The following is a 15,495-nucleotide window of genomic DNA, read 5'->3' as shown; positions in this document are numbered from 1 at the left end:
TTGAATCCGCCGTCCGCGGCAGATTTTCGGACACGACCATCATCACGGGGGACCCTGGACATGAAGAAGACCACGCTGGGCGCGGCACTCGTTTCGCTTGTCTGCCTCTTGTCAGCCGCCGCGTTCGCGATGCCTCCGGCGGGCCAGGCTTCGGCGAAGGTCACGCCCGACATGATCCAGACCGGGTCCGACATCCCGCCCGACTGGAAGCAGCCGCACGGCAACTTCGACTACATCAAGCGCGACATGATGATCCCGATGCGCGACGGCGTGAGGCTGCACACCGTGATCCTGATCCCGAAGGGCGCGCACGACCTGCCGATCCTGCTTGAGCGCACGCCGTACAACACCGACAGCTTCGTGACCGGCAACAGCCCGCACATGGCCGACGCGGTGTGGTCGGGCGACAAGGACTGGGCCGACGGCAGCACCATCCTGGTCTGGCAGGACGTGCGCGGCAAGTACGGATCGGAAGGCAACTATGTCATGACGCGCCCGCCGATGGGGCCGCTGAACCCGACCACCACCGACGACACCACCGATGCCTGGGACACGATCGACTGGCTGGTGAAGAACACGAAGGAATCGAACGGCAAGGTCGGCATGATCGGCTCGTCCTACGACGGCTGGACGGTCGCGATGGCGCTGCTCCACCCGCATCCCGCGCTGAAGGTCGCGGCGCCGGAAAGCCCGATGATCGATGGCTGGATGGGTGACGACTGGTACCACTACGGCGCCCTGCGCCAGGTGAACCTCGACTACTTCAGCGGCCAGATGAGCAAGCGGGGCGAGGGGAAAAACATCCCGCGAGAAAGCTACGACGACTACACCAATTTCCTCGATGCGGGCTCGGCCGGTGCCTACGCCGAGGCCAACGGCTTCAGGCAATTGCCCTGGTGGAATCGCTTCTCCGCCCACCCGGCCTATGACGCCTTCTGGCAGTTGCAGGCACTCGACAGGCTGCTCGTCGCGCATCCTTCCAGCGTGCCCACGATGTGGCTGCAGGGCCTGTGGGACCAGGAGGACATCTACGGCGCCGTGCATGCCTGGGAGGCGCTCAAGAGGGCCGGGCACGGCGCCAACAACCACCTTGTCATTGGGCCGTGGTGGCACAGCCAGATCAACCGCGCCGGCTGGAACATGGGGCCGCTCAAATGGCCGGGCGACACCACCGCGCAGTTCCGCCAGAACGTGATGATCCCCTGGTTCAACCACTACCTGCGTGGCACCCCGCTGCCCAAGCCGCTGCCAGAAGCCATGATCTACAACGCGGTCGGGCAACACTGGGACAGTTTCGCGAACTGGAAGCCGGCCAGCGAGCAGTCGCTCACCCCGCTCTATCTGCAGGCAGACATGGGCCTCGGCTTCCAGCAGCCGACCGGCGGCAGCGACAGCTACGTCTCCGACCCGGCCAAGCCCGTGCCTTACCTGCCGCGCCCGATCCCGCAGAAAAACGACCGCTGGCGCACCTGGCTGGTCCACGACCAGCGCTTCGCCGAAACCCGGCCCGACGTGCTCACCTACGTCACGCCGGTGCTGACCCGCACCGTGAAGGTCCAGGGCGCGCCGGTCGCCGACATCTTCGCCAGCACCACCGGCACCGACGGCGACTTCGTGGTCAAGCTGATCGACGTCTACCCCGGCACCGATCCGACCGATCCCGCGATGGGCGGCTACGAGCTGCCGGTCTCGCTGGACATCTTCCGCGGCCGCTATCGCAGGAGCTTTGCCGACCCGTCGCCGATCCCGCCGAACCAGGTGCAGGAATACAAGTTCCGCCTGCCGACCGTGAACTACGAGTTCAAGCCCGGCCACCGGATCATGGTGCAGATCCAGTCCAGCCTGTTCCCGCTCTACGACCGCAACCCGCAGAGCTACGTGCCCAACATCCTCTTCGCCAAGCCATCCGACTACCGCAAGGCCACGGTGACGATCGAGCACGGGGGCGATGGGCGCAGCGCCGTGCTGTTGCCGGTGATAGCGGGGGTGGCCAACGGCGATTGACCCGAACCTCGATCCGCTCTCGGCGCATCTGCCTGACGAGGAAACTTACGCGGCGTCGATCGGCTTGAACATGGTGATGTCCGTTTCCACGAAGCCGAGCTTGACATACAGCGAATGGGCCGCCTGGTTATGGCCGAAGACGTGAAGGGCGATTCCCTCCAGGCCAAGATGGGCGACTTTCTGCTCGAGCGCGGCGAATGCACGTGCCGCGTGGCCTTGGCGACGATATTGCGGAGCGATGACGACATCGTAGATGTAGGCTACCCGACGTCCGCCTCGCTCCTTCACCGCGAACCAGAGGGTCCCCACCGGCTCGTCGACGGGTCCGGTTATGGTGAAAAGGCAGTTGTCGCGCGTCGCCGCTCCCTGGGGCAAAAGCTCGTCAAGCTGCGTGCGCGCGCGGTCAACCGCGTTCTCCGGAGGCCAGTCGCCCGACCTCACTTTCTCTTGCGCATAGCCAGGAATCGCGGCGTCACGCCAGGCTGCGAACTCGGCTTCGGTGATTGGACGCAAAACCGGCATGTCGCCCCCCTTGCGCGGCGGATTCTACCTCACGGACAGTGGGATCAACGCCAGGAATTTCCGCTCCCGCGCCTCGGTGAACTGTCCGTCTGACGAGGTGGCGCTTCTTCCGCTTGGACGAATTGTTAGGCATTACGCCAATGGCGATATTACGATCCTGCGCTGTTCACGCGTCGCTTCAACACCAATTGAACGGTAACGTTCGAAAAAATAGTCTTAATCTTTTCAGACATTTCTGGATAGTCAGACGTACTTATTGGTGTGCCACGAAGATTAAGCTCCGTATAGGCATCAATCTCAGAAGTGCAGCTCCCGACAGCTGCGTGCCGAACTGTCTCAGCACTAGATACCCCGTCGTCAAATTGTGGAATAGCTGCTTTGATGCAGTTCATAGCATTCGAGAGCGCGTAATCAATGTCTTGGCTGCTCGGCTTGTTGATCGCTTGCTTTGGCTCAGTTGCGCACGAGGCCAGAATAAGCACCACGCTCGTTACGAAGACTACGCGGCAAGTGGCCGAGATGAACGTGCTTATAAATTTATGATTCATGGAATCCCGCCCTGAATTGGTGCCTAACGAGGTTGTAGAAAAAGTCCTTGGTCAAGAAATTTGCCGATTTCCGGGGGTACTTCGACCCCTCCCAAGGTGCTGCGCGTCGATTCTAGCGCCTCCTGTGAGGGCGATTTTCGGCACCGCCGCGATCAACTTGGCAAACCGACTTTTTCTACAACCTCAACGCTTGAGTTAAGCGGCGGCGAAGCCGTCCGCCTTGAACGAACTGTTAGGCAGCCTGTAGCTCACCTGAGCTGCCCTGTGATTGCTGCAAGCAGCAGCGTACCGCCAACGCACACTACGAAGATGCCCAGTGATATAAAACATTTGCGACGATACCGCAGCCCCTCCTCAGTGAGCATGTCGGAGCTAAGTAGTACGTTGGCAGGATTCCATAGCGTGTCGCGACCCCAGAGCTTGATGCCCGGACGAGCGCAGCGAACGGTCTTGATGGCGTAGACGACACACGCGAGCAAGGTGATGAGAGCTGTGAGCCAAACGGCGACAAAAACTGCAAGCGCCGCACCCACAAAAATCTGGGACATTCCTGTCTCCCTGCCTAACGCTGGAGTTAAGCGGCGGCGAAGCCGTCCGCCTTGAACGATTGGTTAGGCCGGGTGTTGCAACTGGAAGTACAAAACGTAGGCCCACAGGAACAGTACTGGAACAGCAAGCCAGCGAACAACCGAAACAGCTTTGAGAATTGAAGGATCATCGATGAGGCTCGGCCGGGCTTTGCAAATAAATTTGAGCAACGCCCATGATGAAGTCCAATCAGTAACTGGTTGAAGCCGGCTATGAAGGGCAGGCAGCAGGCCAGAAAAGCGTGAATCCACTTTTTGGTAGAGCGCGACTGCCAGCCATAGCCATAGTAGCCAAAGGGCTACGAGAGCAATTGACGCAAGTACGAATCTATCGTGCATGAGGCCTAACGCTTGAGTTAAGCGGCGCGCGACTTTTCGCGCGTCCGCTTGGACGATGGGTTAGACGCCTTGCGGGAAAGCCTGGTCAGCGCGTACGAAATAGCTGATGGCAGGAGGCCGAACGCGACTACGATGCCAACTGTAACCCAGAAGAAAGTGCCGATGGCGTGGAACGTGTTTGCCAACGCGTCGTGCGGCGCACCCGCAATGCGCGGACCGTACTCGGAGTAGAACGCGAAGCTTCCGAGAGCGCAGAGAACGCCAAAGAACGCACCAACTACCATGGTGCCGATCAGTGTTTGGCGAAGCTGCGTCGAAATGCGCATTCCTGTCCTTGGCGTCTAACGCTGGAGTTAAGCGGCGCGCGGCTTTTCGCGCGTCCGCTTGGACGCATAGTTAGGTTGCGCCACCCACGCTTTGCAAAAGAAGTTGCTCTACATCCGGCATTCTGTAAAGACGAGAAAGCTCAAGAGCACTCTGATCTGGGCCGCCGAACTTGGGATTTGCGCCTGAGCGTCGAAGCAAGCCTATTGCGTCGTGAAGTTGCCGCTGGCGTTCAATGCTTGGGTTCTCGCCAAGCTCGTGAACGGCATATGAGAGTGCTGTGCCGCCAAGGACCGTAGGCGCGTCTGGATTGAGTGTGCGCTGTAGAAGTGCTGGGAGAAATACTGTGTTGTACAGAACCGAAGCGTGCAATGCGCTCCAGCCGGAAGACTTGTCGATACGATCGGGTGGAACACCGAGTGTAAGTAGCTGATGCACGCGCTCCTCCTCGCCATCCTTGATAGCGAGCACAAGGTCCATGAGCAATGATTGATCGAGTGGATCCATTCGACGCCTAGCAGTGTTGGACAAGCAACCTAACGCCTGAGTTAAGCGGCGGCCCGAATGGGCCGTCCGCTTGGACGAATAGTTAGACACCAACCCAAGTGACATGGCCAGTACGGTCCACGAGGACAGTGACCCAGTTATTCCCTGTGCCCACGGGCGCTTTCTGGTCGGAGACTTCCAAAAGCACAGTGGTCCTTTCACCGTCGCAGCCACCACGCGCTTGACTGATGCTCTTGCCCTGCAGCGCCGCTACCACCCTCTGTTGTGACTGAATGTATTGACCGTTGACCCACATGGTGAGACCAGAATGTCCCGCATGGCCGGAGTCTTCAGCGTAGCTAACCTGACCGCTAGCGCCAGATGGGCAGGTAAAGGAGTAGCTGTGTTGCGCGTGGCTGGGCGGCTGCGGGCCTGAGGCTTGCGCGGTGGCACTTGCGGCGATGATTGCGGCGAAGACAGTTCTATTCAACAAGTTCATTGCAACTCCCCCTTGGTGGCTAACGCTTGAGTTAAGCGGCGGCGAAGCCGTCCGCCTTGAACGAGTAGTTAGGGCGTATCGCCGATGACCCTGAGTGCAAGAGCGGATGAGTAGACGTTGCTAGAGAGCTCGCTGAAGCTATCCATGCCTGCGATGATGCCGAAGGTGCCATCAGCATTTGCGAGGATTGGAGCGTAGTCGTTGAAGCTGCCAGCACCGCCGTAGACGTGGTTAACCGAGCCAGAGAGCACGTTTAGCTCGCTTTGAGTGAAGTCGCGGCTGAGTAGCGATGCAGCTTGCTGCTGGCATGCGACGAAATGTTTACGCCATTGGCAGAGCGGATCTTGCGCGAGCACTGCTACTAGCTCACTGAGGCGAGCATGCAATATTTCCAGTTGTTCGCGACGACTGTTCATGCGGCCTAACGCTTGAGTTGAGCGGCGGCGAAGCCGTCCGCCTCGAACGAGTGGTTAGGCGCGCCCCTCACTGCAGCCAGCCCGAGTCGTAGACATGGCCGGCGAGTGAAGTGACAACAGCCCGTGTGTGCAAAGAATACCCATCTTTGTCCCACGGTGCCGGCGTGGCGCGCAAGACGATGGACGCTACGTCAGTGTCGGAGAAGCCGTGCTTGAGCAGAATGGACTTGCTCTTTGCCTGGAGGGTGAGGAGTGCCAAACGTAGCGGCTTGAGCTCAGCAGCTTCGGGCGGGTACGGAGAAAAAGCCAGCAAGTCGATGTCGGTTGTACTTGCGCCGACGGCCCTGAGAGCCTCGGCAAGATGGGGCGAAATGCAACTAAGTCCGCTACCCGCGTGGTGAGCGATGCTGTGAGCTACTCCTGCGAGTTTTGCCGTTTTTCTCATGAAGCCTAACGCTGGAATTGAGCGGCGGCGAAGCCGTCCGCCTCGAATGAAATGTTAGATGGCTGCTGCACGACGCAGCACGCGCTTGGCAAGAGCCTGACCAACCAACGCGCCGATTGCTACCGCCAGTGCGGACAACACAATGCTGAGCAAGTTGACCTGAGCAATAGCCAAGAAGGACGCCTGACCCGTCGGTGCAGCGATGAAGTAGAGGAGACAGCCGACGAGAAGCCAACCCACGAACCACAGGCCGAGCGCGGGAAAGACAAAACCCCGGCGCGCTATGAGGGCGCCGATTGTGGTTGCGAGGAAACCCAGAGCAACCGATTGCAGCACGGGGTTAGAGGTGAAGTTAGCCAGCGATATCAGCTCCCCAGCTACGAGGCCGAATGCAGCAGCCGCGGCGAGGCCAAGAAGGATTCTTTTCGTGTCCATTACGAGCTCTCCTTTTCGATCTAACGCCTGAGTTAAGCGGCGGCGTAGCCGTCCGCCTTGAACGACTGGTTAGGTGTGATGGCGAGTGACTGAATACGCCAGACAAACCACCAGCCCGATGAGTACAGCTGCCAAGAGTACGGCAATTTTGTTACCTGCTGGACTCCCCTCTACGTATGACTCCGGGCTCTGATATAGCTGCTTCCACTTTGCGTAGAGCTCGATGCCGACAGCGATGAGCAAGGGCAGTGAAGCCAAGACAAGCAAAACTTTGGATGCACGAGAATCTGGATCTGGGGCCAGCCACAAGGCAATAGGCCACGTAACCAGGGTAAGCGACGCTACTTTCCATTTCAGCGCAACATTCACGTGACACCTAACGCTTGAGTTAAGCGGCGGCGAAGCCGTCCGCCTTGAACGAGATGTTAGGCCCCGGCCCGGTTTGCACCATGCCATGGAACCTCTTGGAATATGCCGCTGCCAACAAGCAACGCGCCGAGCTCAGAAATTAGTTGCCTGTTGCGAACGGCATTGCTTGACCATTGGTCGGCTTCGCCGAAGGTACACCAAGAATCGCTATCGACATGGACAGCACCCAGCGAACTCTCTGGGTCTGGATGGGAGGCCCACACACCGTGCTCCGTGATAGTGATCGAGAAGCCCGCGGGCGTCAGAGCCACGCGAAGCGCTTCTTGAAATCCACGATCCGAGGGCTCCGGATAAAACTCGATTAGCAATTTGTCACTGCCGTATGCCTGTCTAATCGCAAAGGTGTACATGCGGGGCCTAACGCTGGAATTAAGCGGCGGCGGAGCCGTCCGCTTGGATGACTGGTTAGGCGGGGCTACTGGCCCGAACCAGAACCGGGTGGCTCACCTTTGAGCCAACATATTGCTATAAGCGCGATGGTGCATACGCCGACACCAGCGAGCCACAAGGCGTGCTCGCTCGCCAGCGACAAGAAATGGTGGAGCAGTAACAAGGATGCGGCATACGCAGCAAAAACCGCCCAACCCTGCCAACAAGTTGGAAAACTCCACCCCCAGCCGAATTTCTTAGCGGGAAACCAGTATTTTTTCTGAGCGTCCATCGCGATCCCTATGACGACTTTGCGCTAAGCCTAACGCTAAGTAGACCCCAAAAATGGGGTGTTGCTCGGAGTATGCGGCTCCACTTCCCATCGTTCAAGCGGGGGATTTCTGCGACGGATCATCCGGTTGCGCCGCGGTGTGGGGGCGGGTACGGGGTTTGCGGCTCGGTGTTATCAGGCACTTTTGAGGGTGTATGAGTTACACCCTCGGGAGTGGGGGTGTAACGGGGACGAAAGTGCCGGGTTTTCGTGTGGTGGGGCGCCGGATTTTCGGGCGCGGTCTGGCCAGCGGGCCAATGGGGGCTTGCGGTGCGACATGCGCCTGGGTCGCCGGATCGCGTCGGGACCGGCAATCATCCGGTAGCGGTCGGGTCAGCCGCCGCGACTCCACTCGCGTGCCGCCTCCGCAAACGCCACGCAATCCGCGAAGCGGTTGTACAGCGGCGCGGGCGAGATGCGGATCACGTCGGGTTCGCGCCAGTCGCCGATGACGCCGTGGGCCATCAGATAATCGAACAGTGCGCGGCCGCGTTCGCGGCCTTCGATCACGCGGATGGAGAGCTGGGCGCCGCGGCGTTCGGGGTCGGCGGGGGTGACGACCTGCAGTACGTCGGCCAGTTGCGTCTGCACCAGCCATTCGAGGTAGCCGGTGAGCGCCAACGATTTTTGGCGCAGGACATCCATGCCGGCGCGGCGGAAAATTTCCAGCGACACGCGCAGGGGGGCCAGCGCGAGGATCGGCGGGTTGGAAAGCTGCCAGCCGTCGGCGCCGGGCGTGGGCACGAACCGGGGGCCCATCTGGAAGCGCGTGGTCTTGTCGTGGCCCCACCAGCCGGCGAAACGCGGCAACACGGCCTTGGCGTGGCGCTCGTGCACGAAGGCGCCGCCGACGGCACCGGGTCCGCTGTTCAGGTATTTGTAGCTGCACCAGATCGCGAAGTCGGCGCCGCTGTCGTGCAGTTGCAGCGGCAGGTTGCCGACGGCGTGGGCGAGGTCGAAGCCCACGGTGCAGCCGTGCCGATGCGCCAGCGCGGTGATGGCCTTGAGGTCGAACGCCTGGCCGGTGCGGTACTGCACGCCGGGCAGCATCACCAGGGCGATGCGCGAGCCGTGTTCGGCCAGCACGCGCTCGATGGCGGCGATGGAAACAATGCCGTTCGGCTCGTCGGCTTCCAGTTCGATCAATGCCGTGGAGGGATCAAAACCGTGGAAGCGGATCTGCGATTCCACCGCGTAGCGGTCGGTGGGGAAGGCGCCGGCCTCGATCAGGATCGCCGGGCGCTCGGCGGTGGGGCGGTAGAAGCTCACCATCATCAGGTGCAGGTTCACGCCCAGGGTATTCATGGCCACTACTTCGGTGGGCAGCGCACCGACCACGGCGGCGAGGTCGTCGCGCACGAACTCGTGGTAGTCCATCCACGGCAGGCGACCCTTGAAGTGGCCTTCCACGGCCAGCTCGCCCCAGTAGTCCAGCTCCGCGTTGACCGCCTCGCGCACGGCGCGCGGCTGCAGGCCGAGCGAGTTGCCGCAGAAATAGGCGCTGTCGCGGCCTTCGTGCGGCGGGATCAGGAACTCGTCTCGGAACGCGCGCAGCGGATCGGCGGCATCGCGGGCGGCGGCCCACGCAGCGGTGGGCTGGTAGTCGGGCATGGTGGTGTCCTGTTTCGGTGGGAGCGGCTGGCGCGCTTTTCGTCGGCGTGACGGAGAGCATCGCGCGCGAGCGCGCTCCTGCAGGGGTTGCGGATCTATTTCAGTTGGACGGCCAGCGCATCGCAGCCCTTGTCGAAATCGGCCTGCCATGCGCTGCCGGCCTGGGTGCGGGTCGGGCGCACGCAGCGCAGCTGGATCGCGTAGCCGTGCTTGAACCAGTAGTGCTCGGTGTAGCTGAAGGCGGTGCCGTTTTCCTGCGCGGTGTAGAGGTTGCTGTTCGGTACCGGCGGCACCTTGTCCTGCTGGTAGCCGGGCAGGGCCAGCGCCTTGGCCGTGGCCTGGGCCATGAACTGGTGGAAGCTGCTGATGTCCGGCACCCGGGTCACGGTGACGGTGACGCGGGCCAGGCTGCTCTTGCCGGTGGGCGAGGGGTCGGGTACCTGGAACACCTGCGCCTCGGGGTCGCCTTCGGTCTGCATGATCGGGAGCCAGTTGGCGGGCGTGTCGAAGGTGATGTTGCCGCCGGCCATGCTGACTTCCGCGGCGTGCGCCGTGCCGGCCAGCAGCAGGGTGGCGACGAGCGCCAGTGTGGTCGTGCGAAGCAGGTTCATGCGGACTCCGGTCGAGAAGGGTCGGGGGCAAAACGATGCCTGGGCAGGCCCAGCCACTCCAGCGCGGTGCCATGGAACAGTCGCTCGCGCCCGGCCTCGTCCAGGCCGAGCGCCTCGATGCCGCTGCCCGGCACCTGTTCGCCCAGCGGGAAAGGATAGTCGGTGCCGAGCATGACCTGTTCGACGCCGGTCACATCCAGCAGGTAACGCAGGGCATCGTCGTCGTGCACGCAGGAGTCGAAATAGAAGCGCTTGAGGTATTCGCGCGGGTTGCGCGGGTTGTCGGTGGCCACCAGATCCGGGCGCATGCGAAAACCGTGCTCGATGCGGCCGATGGTGTACGGAAAACTGCCGCCGCCGTGGGCCAGCATCACGCGCAGCTTCGGCAGCCGCTCCAGCACCCCGCCGAAGGCGAGGCAGCAGGCGGCGCGGGACTGCTCCGCGGGCATGCCGACCAGCCACGGCATCCAATACTTGGGCATGCTGGCCATGCCCATCATGTCCCATGGATGCACCAGGATCGCGGCGCCGAGATCGGCGGCCGCCTCGAAGAACGGGAACAGCTCAGGCGCATCCAGGTTCCAGTCGCCGCAGTGCGAGCCGATCTGCACGCCTTGCAGGCCCAGCTCGTCGATGCAGCGCTCGAGTTCGCGCACCGCCAGCTCCGGCGCCTGCAGCGGCACCGTGCCGATGCCCGCGTAGTGGCGCGGGTAGTCGCGGCAGATGCCGGCCATGTGATCGTTCAAGTGGCGATGCAGTTCCAGCGCCTGGTATCCCGGTGCCCAGTAGGAGAACAACACCGGCACGGTGGAAATCACCTGCACGTCGACGCCGAAGCGCGCGTAGTCGTCGATGCGCGTCTGCGGATCGAACGCCGAATCCCACACTTCGCGGAAAAACCTGCTGTCCTTGTAGATGCGGTGGCGGCCGTCGGTATGGGTCATCACCGGGAAGCGGTCGTCGCCGTACTTGGCTGCCAGGTTCGGCCAGTCGCGGGGCAGGATGTGCGCGTGGGTGTCGATCTTGAGCATCCGTGCAGTGTAAAACCTCCGGGCGCCGCCGTCGCCTCACCGTTTTTGCGGGAGCGCACCTTGTGCGCGAGCTCTTTCGCCACGGGAGGATCCAGCGCGCGCAGGGTGCGCTTCTACCGGTCGGGCAGGGCCGGCTCGGGCCGGTGGCGGTTGATGACGTGGGCAAGCGTATCGATGTTGTCCACCAGGCGATCGCTGATGCGGCCCAGCAGGTCGACACTGGCAGCGTCCGCGCCCGCAGTGCGGCGAACCAGCGCGCGTTGCGCGGCACGCAGGTCGGGCAGCCCGGTGAGCGGTGCCTGCTGGCGCAACGCGCCGGAGATGGCATGCAGTGCGCGGATGCATTCCCCGATAAAGTCGGCCAGCCCGGTCGACGGCGGCAACCTGGCGAGGTCGCCCAGCATCGCTTCCAGCGTCATCGCGGTGCGCGCCAGCCGGTTGCCGTTGGCTAGCAGCTGGCGTGCCAGCGCCAGCAACGCAGGAGGCGTCGCCGGCTCACTGCGCATGCGCTCGATCGACGCCTGCGCATTGATCCGGGCCGTGCGTGCGGCGGAGCGAATTTCGCCGCGCACCACGCCGCCGCATCCGGCCAGGTGGCTCAGGTAATCAGCATAGGCGTCGAGCATGCTGGCCAGGGCCTCGCGCGCGCGACTGCGCTCCCAGGTCGGCCACGCCACGTAGGCGAACAGCGCAATGCCGCAGCCCAGCGCGGTGTCGATCACGCGATCGAGCACCGCGGCATCGGGCGCCACGCCCTCGAACGAAAGCAGGATCACCACGGTGCCGGTCAGTGCGGCCACCGCGATGCCGTAATGCGCGCCGGCCAGGTAGCGGAACGCCATGCACAGCACGGCCATCAGGGCGAGATGCGCCCATGGCTGGTCGGGCGTGATCGACAGCAACATCGTGGTAAGCACCAGGCCGAGCACGGTGCCGAGCACGCGCAACAGGCCGAAGTTGAAGGTGGCGGCGAAATCCGCGCGCAGCACGATCGCCGCCGTCATCGGCACCCAGTAGCCGTGCGGGAGATCCAGCCAGCGCGACAGCGCCAGCGTTGCGGTGAGGCACACTGCCATGCGTACGGCGTGGCGGAACGCCACCGAGCGCGGCGTGAGGCTGGCGCGCAGGGTGGCCCGGATCGCCGTGCTGCGCAGGGTCGCCGGCAGGCGCGTTTCCGCTGCGCTGGCGCGCAGCTCGCCGCGGCTGCCGGCCCAGTCGGCGTTGCGCACGGCTGCCGCAAGCTGACCGATCAGCGCATCCCGATGCGGCGCCAACCCGTCACCCTCGTCGTGCCGCGCGCGCAAGGCCTGCAGCAGCGTGTCGGCGCGTGCGGGCGAATCGCCGTGCTCCAGCGCGTCGGCAATCGCCGCGAGCACCTCGGCCGCGCCATCCCGGAAGCCGGCCTGCAAGGCAGGGCCGGCATGCAGCTCGGCGATGGCGGTGAGTTCCAGGCGGATTCGCTCGGCCAGTTCCAGCAACACGCCAAAGGCTTCCATCGCGCGGCCGTGGGCGCGGTGGCGCCCCAGCAGGGTCTGCTGAAGGGTGGTCATCGCCTCGGTCAGCGCCGGCACGTCGGTGGCGTCGTGGCGTGTTTCGCGCGCCAGCGTGGCCAGCCCGCGGTACACCTCGACCAGCGCATGGCGCTCGGGCCAGTAGCGCTGCAGCGGCCACGCCGCCAGCGAGAACGCGGCCAGCAGCAGGCCGCCGGCGAAGATCAGCGCCGCGCCGCCCAGTGCGCCGGGCAGCGGCTGCGGGGTGGCGGCGGTGATCACCAGCAGGATCATGCTGGTCATGCCGGCGCGTGCCGTGTCCGGGCCGAACACCACCAGCAGGCCGCCGAAGAAACCGAGCGCCGCCGTAATCGCCAGCAGTGGCAGCAACTGGTCGCCGAGCAGGAAACCCGCCAGCGAGGCCAGGCCCGCGGCCAGCGCGTTCAGCAGCAACTGCCGCAGGCGCTGGCGATACGGCCCGGGCTGGTCGGAGAACATCGCATTCAACGCGCCGCTGGCCACCGCCAGGCCGATCGTCTGGTGGCCCGTCGCCATGCCGGCAGCCAGCGGCAGCACCACGGCAGCGGTGTTGCGCACGACCACCCGCCACGGCACGTTCGGCCGCTTGACCTGGGTCAGGCTTTCGATCGCGTGGGCGCGCAGCGAATAGCTGTTGGAAGACATGGAGAGGGCGCCGCGGGGAGCGGAAAACGAGTATCGCAAAAAGCCGTGCTGCCCGTGCCCGCGAATCGCCGGGGTAGGGCGGACACTGTCCGCCGGCTCTTCGTCCCGCCACGCACGGTGGCGGGAGCGGCGGGCGGTGCCCGCCCTACGGTTTGAGGTTGCTCAAGCCCGGCCGGCGAACTCGCCGGTGAGCGTGTTAACCCACACCTTTTCGTCGACGCTGATGTACTCGGGCACCTGCACTTCGATGCCGGTGTTGAGCTTGGCAGGCTTGTTGCGCTTGGTGGCGCTGGAGCCTTTCATTTCCGGCGCGGTATCGACCACGGTCAGCACCACGCTGGTCGGCACCTGCAGGCCGACCGGGGCGTCGTCGATCAACTGCACGTAATAGCCTTCCAGATCCTCGACGATGTAGCCGGCGTTGTCGCCGACCAGTTCCGGCGAAAGCAGGTACTGGGTGTAATCCTCCGCGTCCATGAACACGAACGCGTCGCCGTCCATGTAGGAGAAGTTCGCCGCGCGGCGGACCAGGTCCATTTCCTTCAGGTCGTCGTCGGCGCGCAGGCTGAGGTCGTACTTGCGCGCACCGGGAATCGAATACATGGTGAAGCGGAAGGTGACGTTGCCGCCCCGCGCGGTGGGCGCGCTGCGCTCGATGTCGCGCACCTGGTAGACGGTGCCGTCGTGCTCGACCACGTTGCCTTTCTTTACGTCGGAAGCTTTCATGGGTTTGGGGCCGGGAATAGGGAATGGGGAATAGGGAATGGCAAGAGCGGTACTGGGCGACAGTGGGGCAGGGTGGCGGGAACCGGCTTTTCCTATTCCCTATTCTCCATTCCCTATTCCCTGGCGGCTACTTCGCCGCCAGCCGCACCGCGCCGTCCAGCCGGATCGTCTCGCCGTTGATGTAGCGATTGCCCAGGATGAAAGCGACGGTGCTGGCGTATTCGTCCGGCCGGCCCAGTCGCGAGGGGAAGGGGATCGAGGCGGACAGCGATTGCTGCACGGCCTCGGGCATGCCGTCGACCATCGGGGTCCAGAAGATGCCCGGCGCGATGGTGGCCACGCGAATGCCGAAACGCGCCAGCTCGCGCGCCATCGGCAGGGTCATGCCGACCACGCCGCCCTTCGATGCCGAATAGGCGGCCTGGCCGATCTGGCCTTCGTAGGCGGCGACGCTGGCGGTGTTGATGATCACGCCGCGCTCGCCGTCCTCGCCGGCTTGGTTGTTCTGCATCAGCGCCGCGCCGGCCTTGGCCACGTTGAAGCTGCCGACCAGGTTCACCATCACGGTGCCGGAGAAGTTGGCCAACGGCATCGGGCCTTCCTTGCCCAGCACGCGGCCCGCGCCGAGGATGCCGGCGCAGTTGATGACCACGTTGAGTCCGCCCAGCGCGTGATGTGCAGCGGCCACGTTGGTGGCCACGCCCTCTTCGGAGGTGACGTCGGTGCGGAAGAAGCGGGCGGCGTCGCCCAGTTCCTTCGCGGCGGCGTGGCCCTTGTCATCGTTGACGTCGAACAGCGCGACCTTGCCACCGTGGGCGACGAAATGCTGCGCCACCGCGTGGCCGAGACCGGAGGCGCCGCCGGTGATGATGGCCTTGACCTGATCGAGCTGCATGGGTGATCCCCCGAAACGGATGCGGAAAGCCGCCAATGGTAGCCGAGCCGCCGCGTATGCTGCAGGCTGAACGCAAAACACGCCCGGCTGGCCGATTCATGCCCGGTTGGGGGTGTCGCCACCAGCGTGTCGTCTGACCGCACAGCATCGTCAGGCAGTTGTCGGTACGATGCACGCGGTTCCTGGCCCACCAAGTGGAGATCCATCATGAAAAAGTTGCTTGCTCTGTCTGTTGCATGCGGCACGATGCTGATGCTGGCCGGCAGCCCCGTATTGGCGCAGGAACACGGTCGGGGCCACGACCGCGATCGCCACGGGCAGAACGACCGTGACCGCAGCTACGACCATGATGGCGACCGTTACGTGCGCTACGATCGCGACAACGACCAGGGGCGTGGCCACGGTCGCGGCCATGGCCGCTACAAGAACTGGCACGACCGCGGTCGCCACGAGGGCTGGTACAAGCGCGGCGGCTACCTGCCGGTGGAATACCGCAGCACCCGCTACGTGGTGTACGACTGGCGCGACGCCCGCCTGCGGGAACCGCCGCGTGGCTACCACTGGGTGCGCAGCGACAACGGCGACTTCCTGCTGGTGGCGATCGCCACCGGCGTGATCGTCGACCTGCTGCTCAACCAGTAAGCCGGCTTGACCGTGAAGGCGTGCCCGCATCCGCGGGCACGCTTTTTTTTCAGGCAAACCGGTGCAGATAT

General features: G+C 63.7%; 14 protein-coding genes. 2 read left to right on the top strand and 12 right to left on the bottom strand.

Features of this window, described 5'->3' with window-relative positions:
* Positions 1–60: 60 nt before the first annotated feature.
* Entirely contained in the window at positions 61–2,004 is a 1,944-nt protein-coding gene (locus tag ACVCL3_RS05180) for a CocE/NonD family hydrolase (RefSeq protein ID WP_447099265.1), read from the top strand.
* Positions 2,005–2,049: 45 nt separating this feature from the next.
* Here ACVCL3_RS05180 and ACVCL3_RS05175 read toward each other — a convergent pair whose 3' ends face one another.
* The 12 genes from ACVCL3_RS05175 to ACVCL3_RS05120 all read right to left on the bottom strand — a co-directional run bounded on the left by ACVCL3_RS05175 (position 2,050) and on the right by ACVCL3_RS05120 (position 14,782).
* Positions 2,050–2,526 (bottom strand): GNAT family N-acetyltransferase, encoded by a 477-nt coding sequence (locus ACVCL3_RS05175; protein ID WP_447100616.1) that lies wholly within the window; start codon positions 2,524–2,526, stop codon positions 2,050–2,052.
* A 796-nt stretch (positions 2,527–3,322) separates the two neighbouring features.
* A complete protein-coding gene (locus ACVCL3_RS05170) occupies positions 3,323–3,622 on the bottom strand; it encodes a hypothetical protein (RefSeq protein WP_447099262.1) in 300 nt (99 codons plus the stop codon).
* A 395-nt stretch (positions 3,623–4,017) separates the two neighbouring features.
* On the bottom strand, positions 4,018–4,326 hold the full coding sequence (locus ACVCL3_RS05165; RefSeq protein ID WP_447100615.1) for a hypothetical protein: 309 nt from the start codon (positions 4,324–4,326) through the stop codon (positions 4,018–4,020).
* 70 nt (positions 4,327–4,396) lie between these two features.
* Positions 4,397–4,831 (bottom strand): hypothetical protein, encoded by a 435-nt coding sequence (locus ACVCL3_RS05160; protein WP_447099256.1) that lies wholly within the window; start codon positions 4,829–4,831, stop codon positions 4,397–4,399.
* A 546-nt stretch (positions 4,832–5,377) separates the two neighbouring features.
* Positions 5,378–5,725, bottom strand: coding sequence for a hypothetical protein (locus tag ACVCL3_RS05155; protein WP_447100614.1), 348 nt, complete (start codon positions 5,723–5,725; stop codon positions 5,378–5,380).
* A gap of 499 nt (positions 5,726–6,224) precedes the next feature.
* Positions 6,225–6,605, bottom strand: coding sequence for a hypothetical protein (locus ACVCL3_RS05150; RefSeq protein WP_447100613.1), 381 nt, complete (start codon positions 6,603–6,605; stop codon positions 6,225–6,227).
* 1,462 nt (positions 6,606–8,067) lie between these two features.
* Positions 8,068–9,345, bottom strand: a complete 1,278-nt coding sequence (kynU, locus tag ACVCL3_RS05145) for a kynureninase (protein WP_447100612.1) — start codon at positions 9,343–9,345, stop codon at positions 8,068–8,070.
* 95 nt (positions 9,346–9,440) lie between these two features.
* Positions 9,441–9,956 (bottom strand): hypothetical protein, encoded by a 516-nt coding sequence (locus tag ACVCL3_RS05140; protein WP_395117465.1) that lies wholly within the window; start codon positions 9,954–9,956, stop codon positions 9,441–9,443.
* The gene (locus ACVCL3_RS05135; protein WP_395117467.1) at positions 9,953–10,987 is read right to left on the bottom strand and encodes an amidohydrolase family protein; all 1,035 of its coding nucleotides are present in this window, start codon (positions 10,985–10,987) and stop codon (positions 9,953–9,955) included. Before ACVCL3_RS05135 ends, ACVCL3_RS05140 begins: the two co-directional genes overlap by 4 nt.
* A 113-nt stretch (positions 10,988–11,100) precedes the next feature.
* Positions 11,101–13,161 carry an FUSC family protein gene (locus ACVCL3_RS05130; protein WP_447100611.1) on the bottom strand — a complete coding sequence of 687 codons (2,061 nt, stop codon included), beginning with the start codon at positions 13,159–13,161 and terminating at the stop codon, positions 11,101–11,103.
* 162 nt (positions 13,162–13,323) lie between these two features.
* Positions 13,324–13,887 (bottom strand): elongation factor P-like protein EfpL, encoded by a 564-nt coding sequence (gene efpL / locus ACVCL3_RS05125; RefSeq protein ID WP_395117471.1) that lies wholly within the window; start codon positions 13,885–13,887, stop codon positions 13,324–13,326.
* 127 nt (positions 13,888–14,014) lie between these two features.
* Complete coding sequence (locus tag ACVCL3_RS05120) at positions 14,015–14,782, bottom strand: SDR family NAD(P)-dependent oxidoreductase (RefSeq protein ID WP_447100610.1); 768 nt, start codon at positions 14,780–14,782, stop codon at positions 14,015–14,017.
* A 207-nt stretch (positions 14,783–14,989) separates the two neighbouring features.
* Between ACVCL3_RS05120 and ACVCL3_RS05115 the strand changes: the two genes are divergently transcribed.
* Entirely contained in the window at positions 14,990–15,424 is a 435-nt protein-coding gene (locus tag ACVCL3_RS05115; protein ID WP_395117475.1) for an RcnB family protein, read from the top strand.
* Positions 15,425–15,495 lie beyond the last annotated feature (71 nt).

The sequence above is a fragment of the Rhodanobacter sp. UC4437_H4 genome, from assembly GCF_052978425.1.
This window is presented reverse-complemented; position numbering and strand designations above follow the sequence as displayed.

What these genes read in the sequence shown, in the direction of transcription:
- ACVCL3_RS05140 (WP_395117465.1), bottom strand. Translation starts at nt 9,956, where the DNA reads ATGAACCTGCTTCGCACGACCACACTGGCGCTCGTCGCCACCCTGCTG.
- ACVCL3_RS05120 (WP_447100610.1), bottom strand. Translation starts at nt 14,782, where the DNA reads ATGCAGCTCGATCAGGTCAAGGCCATCATCACCGGCGGCGCCTCCGGT.
- ACVCL3_RS05165 (WP_447100615.1), bottom strand. Translation starts at nt 4,326, where the DNA reads ATGCGCATTTCGACGCAGCTTCGCCAAACACTGATCGGCACCATGGTA.
- ACVCL3_RS05160 (WP_447099256.1), bottom strand. Translation starts at nt 4,831, where the DNA reads ATGGATCCACTCGATCAATCATTGCTCATGGACCTTGTGCTCGCTATC.
- ACVCL3_RS05170 (WP_447099262.1), bottom strand. Translation starts at nt 3,622, where the DNA reads ATGTCCCAGATTTTTGTGGGTGCGGCGCTTGCAGTTTTTGTCGCCGTT.
- efpL (WP_395117471.1), bottom strand. Translation starts at nt 13,887, where the DNA reads ATGAAAGCTTCCGACGTAAAGAAAGGCAACGTGGTCGAGCACGACGGC.
- ACVCL3_RS05130 (WP_447100611.1), bottom strand. Translation starts at nt 13,161, where the DNA reads ATGTCTTCCAACAGCTATTCGCTGCGCGCCCACGCGATCGAAAGCCTG.
- ACVCL3_RS05180 (WP_447099265.1), top strand. Translation starts at nt 61, where the DNA reads ATGAAGAAGACCACGCTGGGCGCGGCACTCGTTTCGCTTGTCTGCCTC.
- ACVCL3_RS05155 (WP_447100614.1), bottom strand. Translation starts at nt 5,725, where the DNA reads ATGAACAGTCGTCGCGAACAACTGGAAATATTGCATGCTCGCCTCAGT.
- ACVCL3_RS05175 (WP_447100616.1), bottom strand. Translation starts at nt 2,526, where the DNA reads ATGCCGGTTTTGCGTCCAATCACCGAAGCCGAGTTCGCAGCCTGGCGT.
- ACVCL3_RS05115 (WP_395117475.1), top strand. Translation starts at nt 14,990, where the DNA reads ATGAAAAAGTTGCTTGCTCTGTCTGTTGCATGCGGCACGATGCTGATG.
- ACVCL3_RS05150 (WP_447100613.1), bottom strand. Translation starts at nt 6,605, where the DNA reads ATGGACACGAAAAGAATCCTTCTTGGCCTCGCCGCGGCTGCTGCATTC.
- ACVCL3_RS05135 (WP_395117467.1), bottom strand. Translation starts at nt 10,987, where the DNA reads ATGCTCAAGATCGACACCCACGCGCACATCCTGCCCCGCGACTGGCCG.
- kynU (WP_447100612.1), bottom strand. Translation starts at nt 9,345, where the DNA reads ATGCCCGACTACCAGCCCACCGCTGCGTGGGCCGCCGCCCGCGATGCC.